The organism is Pedobacter sp. Leaf41 (genome assembly GCF_001422545.1).
Taxonomy (GTDB): Bacteria; Bacteroidota; Bacteroidia; order Sphingobacteriales; family Sphingobacteriaceae; genus Pedobacter.
Genome location: NZ_LMLE01000011.1, coordinates 1 through 12,359, shown reverse-complemented (window position 1 = coordinate 12,359; position 12,359 = coordinate 1). Strand labels below are relative to the sequence as shown.

General features: G+C 37.6%; 12 protein-coding genes. 5 read left to right on the top strand and 7 right to left on the bottom strand.

The annotated features are described in order from the left end of the window. Positions 1 to 164: 164 nt before the first annotated feature. The 4 genes from ASE92_RS17735 to ASE92_RS17720 form a co-directional block, all read right to left on the bottom strand. On the bottom strand, positions 165 to 608 hold the full coding sequence (locus tag ASE92_RS17735) for a hypothetical protein (RefSeq protein WP_157255780.1): 444 nt from the start codon (positions 606 to 608) through the stop codon (positions 165 to 167). Positions 609 to 1,438: 830 nt separating this feature from the next. After that, positions 1,439 to 2,488, bottom strand: coding sequence for a carboxymuconolactone decarboxylase family protein (locus ASE92_RS17730; RefSeq protein WP_056851468.1), 1,050 nt, complete (start codon positions 2,486 to 2,488; stop codon positions 1,439 to 1,441). Then, positions 2,488 to 2,916 (bottom strand): cupin domain-containing protein, encoded by a 429-nt coding sequence (locus ASE92_RS17725; RefSeq protein WP_200926455.1) that lies wholly within the window; start codon positions 2,914 to 2,916, stop codon positions 2,488 to 2,490. Before ASE92_RS17725 ends, ASE92_RS17730 begins: the two co-directional genes overlap by 1 nt. A 49-nt stretch (positions 2,917 to 2,965) precedes the next feature. Then, the gene (locus ASE92_RS17720) at positions 2,966 to 3,583 is read right to left on the bottom strand and encodes a DapH/DapD/GlmU-related protein (RefSeq protein ID WP_056851467.1); all 618 of its coding nucleotides are present in this window, start codon (positions 3,581 to 3,583) and stop codon (positions 2,966 to 2,968) included. Between the two features lie 102 nt (positions 3,584 to 3,685). On the opposite strand from ASE92_RS17720, the gene ASE92_RS17715 reads away from it, so the two are divergent. Continuing rightward, on the top strand, positions 3,686 to 4,513 hold the full coding sequence (locus ASE92_RS17715) for a helix-turn-helix domain-containing protein (RefSeq protein WP_056851466.1): 828 nt from the start codon (positions 3,686 to 3,688) through the stop codon (positions 4,511 to 4,513). A gap of 77 nt (positions 4,514 to 4,590) precedes the next feature. Here ASE92_RS17715 and ASE92_RS17710 read toward each other — a convergent pair whose 3' ends face one another. Beyond that, positions 4,591 to 5,346, bottom strand: coding sequence for a GDSL-type esterase/lipase family protein (locus ASE92_RS17710; RefSeq protein WP_056851465.1), 756 nt, complete (start codon positions 5,344 to 5,346; stop codon positions 4,591 to 4,593). 76 nt (positions 5,347 to 5,422) lie between these two features. After that, entirely contained in the window at positions 5,423 to 6,808 is a 1,386-nt protein-coding gene (locus tag ASE92_RS17705) for a DASH family cryptochrome (protein ID WP_056851464.1), read from the bottom strand. A 186-nt stretch (positions 6,809 to 6,994) separates the two neighbouring features. Between ASE92_RS17705 and ASE92_RS17700 the strand changes: the two genes are divergently transcribed. The 4 genes from ASE92_RS17700 (at position 6,995) to ASE92_RS17685 (ending at position 10,013) form a co-directional block, all read left to right on the top strand. After that, positions 6,995 to 7,807: an MOSC domain-containing protein gene (locus tag ASE92_RS17700; protein WP_056851463.1), complete on the top strand. Its 813-nt coding sequence runs from the start codon at positions 6,995 to 6,997 to the stop codon at positions 7,805 to 7,807. 72 nt (positions 7,808 to 7,879) lie between these two features. Continuing rightward, entirely contained in the window at positions 7,880 to 8,305 is a 426-nt protein-coding gene (locus tag ASE92_RS20985; protein WP_200926453.1) for a hypothetical protein, read from the top strand. After that, complete coding sequence (locus ASE92_RS17690) at positions 8,302 to 9,234, top strand: glycosyltransferase family 2 protein (RefSeq protein ID WP_056851461.1); 933 nt, start codon at positions 8,302 to 8,304, stop codon at positions 9,232 to 9,234. The genes ASE92_RS20985 and ASE92_RS17690 overlap by 4 nt, the downstream gene beginning before the upstream one ends. After that, complete coding sequence (locus ASE92_RS17685) at positions 9,234 to 10,013, top strand: polysaccharide deacetylase family protein (protein WP_056851460.1); 780 nt, start codon at positions 9,234 to 9,236, stop codon at positions 10,011 to 10,013. The genes ASE92_RS17690 and ASE92_RS17685 overlap by 1 nt, the downstream gene beginning before the upstream one ends. A 37-nt stretch (positions 10,014 to 10,050) precedes the next feature. Here the strand turns inward: ASE92_RS17685 and ASE92_RS17680 are convergent, their stop codons facing one another. Continuing rightward, positions 10,051 to 11,820 (bottom strand): S8 family peptidase, encoded by a 1,770-nt coding sequence (locus tag ASE92_RS17680; protein ID WP_056851459.1) that lies wholly within the window; start codon positions 11,818 to 11,820, stop codon positions 10,051 to 10,053. Positions 11,821 to 12,359 lie beyond the last annotated feature (539 nt).

The window sequence follows — 12,359 nt, the reverse complement described above, 5'->3', positions numbered from 1 at the left end:
GCTTTTTTGTTTTCTGAAATGAAGATATACCTTTTTTGGAAAGTTGAGACACAAATGAGACAGTAAAACAAATTAAGCACTTAAATCGTCTTCATGAGAACAGTTTTGCTAAGTTCCTTATTATCAGATCATCTATAATCCTGATTATCTGCTTCAAAAATACATTATTGGCTATGATTGTTTAGTACCGATATAATATCGCATAAAACCACCTTATGCAGTAAATGTTTGAACAACTTGATCTCCTTTTCGAGAGAATCATTGTGATCGACTTTGTGCTGATCTAAAATATGAATGAGCACTTCAGCATGCTTTTTATCAATAAAATGAGGGCTTATTACGGTTTCATCGCCTAGATCAAGTTTCTCTAAAATTGGCAAATGATACTGGCTTTTTGGATCATTATCATAAAGATGCTGATTATATAATAGTTCATGCTGCCCCTTAAAAACAGTATCGATAAGCTCGATAGAAAACGAATAATTTGGAGAAATAAGCCAATCTTTTGGAAAAGTTTCACTACTACTTAACAAAAGGTAATAGTGATCAACTTGATAGAATTTATCTTTATCGATCTGACCATTCTCTACTGCCTCCTCTACAGACACCAAACTCCCAAGAAGGCTTGATTTTCTTGCCTTGGCCTATTCAACATAACTTCTTAAGGGAATAAACCTAGTCCCCTTGTAAAATGTGTAATATTCTCCAAGGGTATCTGGTTCATACCCAACAGCACGTTGTTTTAATTGTGATAAAATCTTGTGAGGGATTCCTTTGCCATTGAAGTAGGCCAAATAAACTTAGCGAAATGAAATTTATTGCATACATGAAATCACATTTCGTAATTAATGTTTTCTCCTTTTTAGGCTGTTATTATTAATTTTTCATTTTTATCATTACTAAATGAAAATAATGTTACCATTGACAGTATAGAAATCTGTAAAATCCTTTTCATTACTTCATTAGGTATATTTTGCGGTTTTGAGTCCAGTTTTGCATATTAGAGACGATGGTTTTTTAATGTAACAGGATTCTATCCAATGCCATGATGATGACCTACTGCACCCCTATTGCATCCCTAAGGCAGGATGAAGGCATGATAAAGGAATGTTAAGGCATCCAATAAAAATTGATTCATTAAACAGAAAGACATTCTAAGCAAGTCATCCTAATTGGTTTCCTAACTATTACGCTTCTTAACAGCGGTTTATCTTCTATTAAACGTAAGCTAACTAGAATTCGGGTTAGTACCAAAAGTAAAAATAATTGCTTTAGAATCCTCTATTAAAGAGGTCCTATATTCACCTAAGATCAACGAAATCTGTTTTGGAACAGATTTAAGGAATACCACGGTCCGTAGCCTATTTATTTAAAAGAGTAGTAAAAGCACTAGGGTTTGGTTCGTCTTATTATGAGCATCTCAGAAAATAGTGCAGGTTTATTCTAACTTTTTAAATATTGCCTTCATGGTTTCCTGATCCAGGCTTTCCATATCGATCAATTTTAATGCTTTCACCATTTTTAAAGTAGAAGTTTTATATTCTTTAAAATGAGGGGTAAGCAAATGTTGTTCGTAGGCAGCTTTGTCGGCATAAATTTCTATAATCCTCACTTGTGTGGGCTGCTCCTTTTGCAACATTGGGAAAATGGCGATCACACCCGGTTCTTTCGCTAATGATGCCGCCGCTTCTTCCTCTAAGATCGCTTTATAGGTCTCCAGATGTTCCGGAAATATTTCGATTTCGGAAATACGAACCATCATATCGGGCTTGATCACTGCAAGTGTCGGTCGATCTATATTTTTAAGCAAAGTGTTCGCCTGCGTAGTACTTACCAGCTGCCGAACCACAGCACTCAGTGCTTCCAGCTCGGCAACTGTAATTCCTGAGTTTCTGCCCATTTTGATATGAGATTGTAGTTGGCTTTCTACGCCCTCCATAGAAGCGAGTGCGCTAATGGTAACCATTTCCCGCTGGCGAAAATCCAACACCTTACTGGCAAAAATATCGGCAAACAAATGCTCTTTCAAAAAAGCGTCGATACGAGGCGCAAATTCTCCAAAACCAGGTGCCGGCTTTGCTTGCGGTGTTTGAGTTAATTGTTCTAAAACCATTCTGCCCTGTTCATACTTATCCTTTACCGTATTCTGGATAATTTTTTCTCCTTCAACATCTTTAATGTTGTTCGCTTTGCGATCGGTTAATACGGCAGAAAACGTATTGATAGCATTTAAACTTCGTGGGAAACCACAGTAAGCGTATAATTGCGTCAGGGTTTCTTTGATTTCATTGACCGTCAGTCCATTCTTCAAACCCTCAACGAGTTGAACTTTAAGCAAGTCTAGCTTACCTGTTGCCGTTGTAGCAGAAATACCAGCGAGGCTTTTTTCCTGTTTAGTTAATGTTGCCATTTTTTGTGCTTTCGTTTTGAGGATCATGATATTGGAGAGCAATAGGAGCAATCCAACTTTCCAGCTGATGACTTTCATTATTTCAAAATTTGATTGTTAGCAACCTGATAATCCTCATCACTAACAGCCTCCAGCCATTTATTTTCGTTGGAAGCCGGGCTACCATTGGTGGCAAGGTGAGAAAACCAACTGTTGGCTGTGGCGCCATGCCAATGTTCAACATTTGGCCCGATTTCAACGATATCACCCGCCTTTAAATGCCTCGCCGGTTTGCCCCGCTCCTGATATAAGCCTTCGCCGCCAATTACGATGAGCAACTGCCCGCCGGTATGGCTGTGCCAGTTATTTCTACATCCAGGTTCGAAAGTTACATTTGCCAATGGAACGTTAAGGCCTTTATTGCTGGTTAATGGAGCGAGGTAAGATTTACCCGTGAAATATTGGGCAAAGCCTGTATTTTCTTCTCCCGTTGGAAAATCGCTGATTTTTGGAATATCTCTTTTCATGTTGTTTTCTGTTTTTTCAGGTTTTACTTGTGCCTGCAGCTGGAGCGTACTAAAGCATGCTATCAAACTTAGGATGATCAACTTTTTCATTATCTACTACATTAATCTGTTTAATAAACTTTGCCGGTACTCCGCCAACAACGGTATTGTCATCAACGTTTTTTGATACTACTGCACCAGCAGCAACCACAGCATTTTCGCCAACCGTTACGCCTGGCAAAATAATGGCATTAGCACCTATCCAGGCATTTCTTTTAATGTGGATTTTGCCTGGCAACAATGCATCCCTTTCTGCAGCAGCCAGGGGATGTCCTTCAGAAAGCAAACTTACTTTGGGGCCTATAAGTACATGATCTTCAATGGTGATTCCCCCTAAAGTCAGGAAAGTGCAGTCGAAGTTGATGAAAACATTTTTTCCAATACTTAAATTTGCTCCGTTGTTGATGTACAATGGCGGAAACACAGCTACCGTTTCATCTATCTTTTTACCGGTAATTTTAGCCAAAAAATCATTGATTAAAAGCGGATCGGCGCTGCTATTCATTTGCTGTAATAAGCCAATAGTTGCGTAGGATGATTTTCTAAGTTCGTCGCGACCGGGATGGGATGATGTGATTGTTTCGCCATTTCTTAAATCATCAAATACCGAGTGATCTTTCTTTTTCATCTTTTGTTATCATCAAATTTCCGACCAGTTTAGTTCTGATTTATGCCACTAATGGCGCCGTAAATGTCAAATATTACTTAATTTAGAATACAAATAATAAAAATGACACAAACGCCTGCTCCAAGAGTTCTATCCTTATCACTTCGGCACATGGATGATGCGACTCAAAAACTTTTAAAAAAGTATCATGTACACTTGTATTGCCATAGTGGGAAACTACATTTTATTTTCAACGATCAGCAAATGAGCTGTGCAGCTGGCCAGTTTCTCTTTTGGTTTGCAGAATCCAGATGGAAAATAGCTCAAGTATCAAAAGGTTTTAAGGCAACGGTTTTACTCGTGGAGAAAGAGTTCCTGATCGATAACGTTCCCGATCAGGGATGGAGCATCAATGCACAGCTCCATTCCAGAGTACACCCTGTTAAAGATATTAACACTAAAGCCGAGAAGAATAAAATATTAAACAACTTTACCTGGCTCCTGCTGCGTTTCCAGGAAACCGATCACCGCTTTTACGAAGAAGCACTCAAATTACAAATGCGTCTGTTTATTTTAGAGATGTGGCATAGCTTTGCAAACGAATATGAGCGGCGGCGGCATAGTTTGCAAACGGGAACGCTCTACGAACAGTTTGTCCAGTTACTGCAACAGCATTGCCTCACCCAAAGAGAGGTACAACTTTATGCCAATGAATTAAACATTACACCAAAATACTTAAACTACCTTTGCAAAATCCATTCAGATCGCACCGCCTCCGATTGGATAAGAAGCCATGCCAGAGAAAGAATCATTTTGCTCTTGCAAAATAGACACTTAAATATATCGGAGATTGCGGAGGAGATGCGTTTCAGCAGCACGTCTTTTTTTACACGGTACGTTAAAAAATTATTAGGACAAACACCTACTGACTTTAGGAAAAGATTAGCCTGATTTAGAAAAAATCTTTCGTTGCCTTTAACTCAACTGCCTACATTGTGGCTGTGCATGAAACGAATAATATTGAATTGCTATAGCTGTTCTAGCAGTGGTTTTTCAAAGGCGACCCATTTCTGATATCCCTTATCATTTAAATGCACACCATCTTTTGTAAACTCTTTGTCTAACTCGCCGTTGCTATCTAAAAATACAGAATAGAGATCAAGAAGCTGATAAAAACCCTTGGTTGCATTTTGCTTAATATGACCGTTTAAAATAAGAATGTCCTGCTTAAGAAAGGCTCTTCTGGTTGGGAGTAGCGTTCGAACAAAGATTTTGGTAAGGGGCGATTTGCGGTGAATCTGCTTTGTAATTTTCAATATGTTTTTGGCTACAAAAGCCGGAGAAGGAACGGTGTTGGTATATTTTAAAGCAGGATTATCTTCCAACTGGTGGATATTAAACAAATCGTTAATCCCGATAAGGATAAAAACAGCTTTAGGTCTGAAATACGTAATCTCATCCAAACGTCGCAACGCACCATCTGATAGATCGCCTGCAATACCCCGATTACGAATATGATTGATACCAAACTTACTGCTCCAATCACCACCAGCTTCTGTAATGCTATTGCCAATGAAAACAATTTCTCCAAATTCAAGCGGCTGCTCCATAAACTCTTTAATCCGTTTTGGAAAATGCTTTTGCGTCCAGGAGTTGTGATAAGGGGATACGTTAGTTTGCTCGGGATATAGTTTCTTAAGTTTCTCTGGCGATAGATTTGATGGCTGGCCGAAACTTTTAAAACTAATGATACCTAACAGTAGGGCCAATAAAATTTTGTTCATTTACGTATTAACTTTGATTAAAAGATATACCTGTTTTCACCTTCTGGTTGCTTACTAAATTATCCTTTCCTCAAACTTACAGTTTTTCTATCAAGCCAATTGCCCTGCCCCACTTTTTGTAAACCTCAATTGGCTTTACATATTCTGGAATTTCAAATTGCCAGGGGATTAAAACTTCAATATCGTTTTTGTCCGAAAGTTCGGGAATCCATTTGCGTATAAAATCCTGTGCCTTGTATTTGTTTGATTGGTGCACCGGGTTCGTATACCAGATTTCGAATGCCTGCATATGCCAGTTCATCCAATTGGAGCTTACATCATAATCGATTAATTTCGATTCGAAATAAGCAGCACCCCAAGTCCAATCGATTTTTAAATCGTGCACAAAATAACTGGCACAATTTACCCGCCCACGATTACTCATATATCCGGTTTCGTTTAATTGCCGCATGTGCGCATCAATAAAGGGAATTCCCGTTTCACCATCGCACCATTTCTTAAACTTCAATGGGTCGTTTTCCCACTCTAATTCTTTCTTTTTATAACCTTCGGTTTTGAAAATTTTGCTACCGAAGCGCATAGCTTTGAAAGTAAAATAATCTCTCCATACCAGCTCAAAGACCAACCACCAGGTACTTTGATTTTTTTTGATCTTCGATTCGTAATCTTTAACCTTTCCATAAATTTTTCGGGCGGAAATACAGCCTAATGCCAAATAAGGAGAAAACTTCGAACTGTAATCTAGCCCGTCCGATTTATTTCTACTCCAGCGGTAACCAGTTAAAAGTTCGGATTCGAAGGTATAATATTCCAACCTTTTTAAAGCTGCCGTTTCACCACCCTCAACAAAAGGCTTTGCACCGTCATATTCCTTTTTAGTGAATCCGAAAGTTTTATAGGAAGGTAATTTGTGATTTACAATCGTTGTGATTGATTTTAGTTTATCAGGTGTGCCGAGGGTTGCCCGTGGATCAGCTTCTTTCCCCGCGGGAATTCGGTAAGCTTTACTGGTGAGTGGAATCCTGGCTATCGTAAAGGGAATATCATCTATATGATAAAGCGTTTTGCCCCAGTAAAAATGAAATTTTACCTCTGATAAAGCTTCAGTGAGGCGATTAACCAGGTTCAGTTCATAATCAGCATATTCTTTTTCCGAATAAATAGCTGTTATGCCATACTCTTTTACCAGTATGGGTAAAGTTTCTAGCGCAGAAATGGATCCGATGACCAATTTACCACCTTTCGATTCAAGTTTTTTTTCTAAATCCAAAATAGATTGTTCCAAAAATCTGAATCTCACTATATCTATTCTTCGAAATCCAAGCTCCAACTTTTCAAAATCGCACTTTTCAAAACAATAGCAAAACATTAATTCATCGCATTCTTCTGCTGCCTTTGTTAAGGCTTCATTATCATGCAATCGTAAATCATTTTTAAACCAAACCAAGCCGCGTTTTGCCATTAAGAATATATCAAGATGAAGCTATAACAACAGTACAGCTTAGCTAAAGTTTTAGACAGCAATTTTGCTTCATAATCTTCAAGCGGCTTGATATTTATTAAACTGAACTTATTATTAAAAACCAATTGGCAGGGCTTATTATCTATCCTACTCTGCAAAAGGTTTTTTGTTTTCTATCTTTATGGGATGAATGACTTATACATTTCTGGCATATATATCTATCCAATCAAGTCACTTGGTGGCGTTAGTTTAAAGGAGGCTATTATGGAAGATCGTGGCTTAAAATACGATAGAAGGTGGATGCTTGTTGATGATGAAGGAACTTTTATTACACAACGGAAGCACCATCAATTAGCCTTACTTAAAGTAGAAATTCAAAATGAAACCATTATTGTTTCTCACAAAAACGATCCGGGCATAAAAATTTCGTTTCTCATATCCGAAGTTAGTGCTACAGAAATTGTGGTTAGCATTTGGGATGATTTTTCTATCGGCGTAGAAGTGAGTAAAAATGTGAGCGAATGGTTCTCTGACTTTATGAAAATGGAAGTCAGACTTGTAAAAATGCCTTTAACAGCAAAAAGAAAAGTCGATCCAAATTATGCTGCTCAGGGTGAAATCGTGAGTTTTGCAGATGGTTATCCATGCCTGCTTATCGGGCAATCATCACTGGATAATCTTAATCAAAAGCTTGAAGATCCCATCAACATGAATCGATTTCGCCCTAACTTTGTTTTTACCGGTGGTGAGGCACATATGGAAGACCGTATAAAAACATTCGCATTAAATGGAATTGAATTCCAATGCGTTAAACCTTGTGCCAGATGTATTTTAATTACCGTTGATCAAGAAACAGGAATGAAAAGCGGCGAGCCCTTAAAGACTTTAGCTAGCTACCGTAAAGAAGGTAATAAGATTATGTTCGGTCAAAATCTTATCCACAAAGGAGAAGGTAAAATCAACCTGGGAGACCAAATGATGGTTAGCAATTGGAAATAATTTACTTCTTATTTGCTGTTTCAAGAAAATAATGCACTTACCAAAAATGCTTATCTTCGGCTGTTAATTACCATGGCGGATTCAAATAACCCAAAATCACGTAAAATCTTTAGCTTTCTACTAAAAAAAGAATGTATCATTGCCGTCTATGTTCTCCTGGCCATTATTGCTGGCTTCAAGCAATACCAACATCATTCTTATAACAACTATCTCATTTTTAAATATGTCTATTACCACACGATAGACTTACAGAACCTTTATAATAATTATCCTGAGTATGGCAATAGTAACCATTATGGCCCTATATTTTCATTGTTTATAGCACCTTTTGCATCATTGCCAGATGGTTTATTGCCTACTGACATTTTTCCAAGAGCGATAAAAGAATTTATTCGTCTATATTCGTTCAAAGCTCTACCTTGTATAATCATCTGGCTAACCATTATTTTCCAGATACTGAAAGAAAATTTTGAATCTTATTTGACTACCGATAAATGAGAAAATTAGTTTCCATAGTGATACCGGCTTACAACGAAGCTGATAATATCTTTGTTATTGCAGAAAGTATTAAAAAGGTTTTCTCTTCAATAGATTATCATTATGAAATCATATTGGTGGATGATGGAAGTGCCGATCATACGCTCGAAAAGATCAAAGCTTATGCATCAACTTCCGATAATGTTTTTTTCCTTGAATTCTCCAGAAATTTTGGCCATCAACTCGCAGTAAAAGCAGGGATGGACCATGCTTTCGGTGATTGTGTAATTTCTATGGATTGTGATATGCAACATCCGCCAGAACTGATTCCAGAAATGCTACAAAAATGGCAAGAGGGTTTCGAAGTTGTCTATACCATTCGTGAGGAGGATAAGACGCTTTCAAAAGGAAAACGCAGTTCGTCGAGTTTATTTTATAAAACATTAAACTGGCTATCAGATATCGATTTAGAACCCGGAGCAGCAGATTTTCGCCTGCTCGATCAAAAAGTAGTGAATGTGTTTAGAAATTTCCAGGAGAACGAACCGTTTCTGCGTGGATTGGTAAAATGGTTGGGATTTAAACAGTACGCCATAAAATATAATCCGGCTGCACGCTTTTCTGGAAAAAGTAAATACACCATAAAAAAGATGTTTCGCCTCGCACTTCATGGTGTTACCTCATTTAGTATTAAACCACTCTATTCTGCCGTCTATTTAGGCTTCATCTTATCACTGGCTTCGGTACTCTATATTCCTTACGTTATTTATGCATTTGTAAACAATGTAGAAGTTTCCGGCTGGGCGTCAATGATCATGACTATCGTATTTTTTGGTGGTTTGCAACTGATCATTTTAGGTATTATCGGCATCTACGTGGGTAAAATGTTTATGCAAACTAAAAACCGCCCAAATTACATTATCCGTTCAACAAATCTTCCCAATAAATAATGGTGCTTTTAAGTTTCGATATTGAAGAATTTGATATGCCCTTTGAATACGGAAAAGATATATCTTTTGCCGATCAAATCGCCATTTCCAGAAAGGGTACAATTGCTATTCTGGATTTATTAGATAAACATCAAATTAAAGCTACTTTTTTTTGCACCGTAACATTTGCAGAAAATATTCCAGATCTTATCAAACGAATTGTTGAAACTGGCCACGAATTGGCTTCTCATGGTTACTACCATTCCGATTTCAAACCGGAACATTTGCTTCAATCAAAATTGAAATTGGAAGAATTATCGGGTGCAGAAATCACCGGCTATCGCATGGCTCGAATGATGCCTGTGGATGAAAAGGAGATCGGAAAAGCAGGATATCAATATAATACTTCCATTAATCCTACTTACCTTCCTGGGCGGTACAACAATTTCCATATCTCCAGAACATTTTATACCGAAGAGAATGTTTTACAAATTCCGGCTTCAGTAAGTCCAATTGTAAGGTTTCCACTCTTTTGGCTTTCCTTTCATAATTTACCTTTAAGCCTTTATAAGAAATTGGCCAGCTGGACTTATAAAAAAGATAAATACCTTAATATTTACTTCCACCCATGGGAATTTACAGATCTTGACGATTTTGAAAGATTTGGCTTTCCAGCTTATGTTCGTAAAAACACTGGTGATAAAATGATGAGTAGAATGGACGAGTTTATCAAGTGGCTAAAATCAAAAGACTATCCGTTCGGTACTTTTCAGCAGTTTCTCAGAAACATCAAAAAGTAATTGATAGATAAATAAAACTGCAAGGAGCAGATTAAAACTATTTATAGGTCTCTGCTAATTTCAACGCATTGTAAGCATTAACTATTCCACCACTTACGCAAATTTCGCTAAACATAGCACGAACATTGTCACCCTTAATATCTTTATATTTCACTTTGTGCACCACTGGCGAAACCGATTTCATAATGATTTCTCGTACCTGTGCAGGAGTTAAATGCGGATAATAACTTATAATTAGTGCCGCAAGACCTGACACCACCGGGGCAGCCATACTTGTTCCATCAGCCTCTTCATATTTCCCTTCAGGAATAGTAGAATTGATTAAAAATCCAGGAGCAAAAACGTCTACAGTATGTCTTCCATAATTTGAAAAACTTGCTTTCAAGTTTTCATCATCTTTGTAGGAACTTGCACCTACTTCAATCCAATTATTGGAATGCGGGAGAGCAAACTTTGCGGTATCTAAGGGAATTGCTTTGCCTTCAGGCATTCTCCCTATCGAAGGTGCCATTCCCCCAATTCCGCTACTTTGATTAGTTCTTGAAAGTGGTACAAAATCTGGCTTGGCAGGTTTTTTATGGGCTTCTTTATAGGCTTCAGCTTCCTTGCTCTCAAAATATTTATTTGGAAAATTTTCTTCGATATCATTGTTTTGGTTATCATTCCCAGCGGCGTGTACCAACAAAACCCCTTTGGTTTCGGCATATTTCACTGCTTCATCTACAATCTTTTTATCCCATTTGTAGGCTTTTCCGAAGCTCATGTTAATTACTCTGGCACCATTATCTACCGCATATCTGATTCCATTAGCCACATCCTTATCACGCTCATCGCCAGTAGGCACTACTCTAATTGCCATAATACTTACACTATTTGCCACCCCCATAATGCCCAAAGAATTTGAACGATCGGAACCAATAATTCCAGATACATGTGTACCATGAAAGGCATCTGGCCCCTTTACATCGCTATTACCATAGTTTCTTTGATGAGAATTAGTATAGTCATCTCCTACCAATTCAGCTCTAACATCGTATTTAGGATTAAGATTATATTTGAGCATCGCGTCATATTGCTTATACCCATCTTTAATACTTTTATAAAATTTCTCAAAACTCCCGTCTTCTTTTGAGCCTTTTCTGATAATGGTTTTGACTTGTTCCTCCGTTTCATCATCAGCTTTATATTTCTCGATGTCCTCGTAGGATGGAATTTTCTTCTTACTTACCATTGATACCGAATCCAAAACCTTATTAATGGCAATTAAAACGGAAAACGTTTTGCTGGCATCTTCATATTTTTTTCCGAAATCGCCAACCATTTTTTTATACAGCTTATATTCTTCTTTTTGTGCGCTATCTAAAGGAGTAAGATTAGTGGTAGATTGGTATTTTGGAGCATAAATTTTTAGGAGTCTTACAAGTTCCAAATTATCAAATTCCAGATTACCTTTTTTAGATCCTATAAAATTCCATCCATGAATATCATCAACATATCCATTTCCGTCATCATCAATACCATTATTGGGAATCTCTTTTTTATTCGTCCACAAAACACTTTTTAAATCCGGATGGCTCGTATCAACCCCACCGTCAATAACCGCAACGATGACATTTTGCTCAGCTTTTTTATCTTTCAATAACTCCTTGTATGCTTTTTCAGCACTAATACCAAAATAGCCACTTTCAGCTAAATCCAAATTGTACCAATTAGCAGGAAGTTGTACGTTCTTAGATTGACCAAAAACACTTGCAGTCAACACGTAGAAAAAAATGAATAAAACTAATTTATTGGATATATTATTCATGATAAATAGAGTGTACGTAATACTACAATAATACGTTTTTATTGCCTTGTGGGCTATACATTTTACATTTTTTAACAGATTTCAATATAGTATTTGAAAATGATTGTTAGCATTTCATTTCTCCTTCAGCCCCGCTGTCTCTTCAATCTTTTTGTTTTGGGGTCTATCGGTTTTGAGCGGCAGCGGTACAAAAAGGATTTTCTACCATCGGGTTTATCAAACCCAGGGAAGGTGGTTCATAGGCCGGGACTGCGTTCCCGCAGGTATACAAAACCAGGTTCACCCAGCTATATGACCTATATTCCTATATGGTTCAATAAGATCCAGAAAGATCTGGGATTGATGTAGCCATGAAACCCAATTAGCAATAGTAGCATCTCTTTAAAGACAGTTGCTCTCCGTTCCCTGCTCTTTATTGTTCTCTCCCCTTGAATAACAGAAACCGTTTTAAACGAAGAAACCCCATCAGCTGTTGCTGAAGGGGTTCTCGCTAATGCCCTGTTTGGGCTTTAAGATTTGGCACCGACCTACTCTCCCAC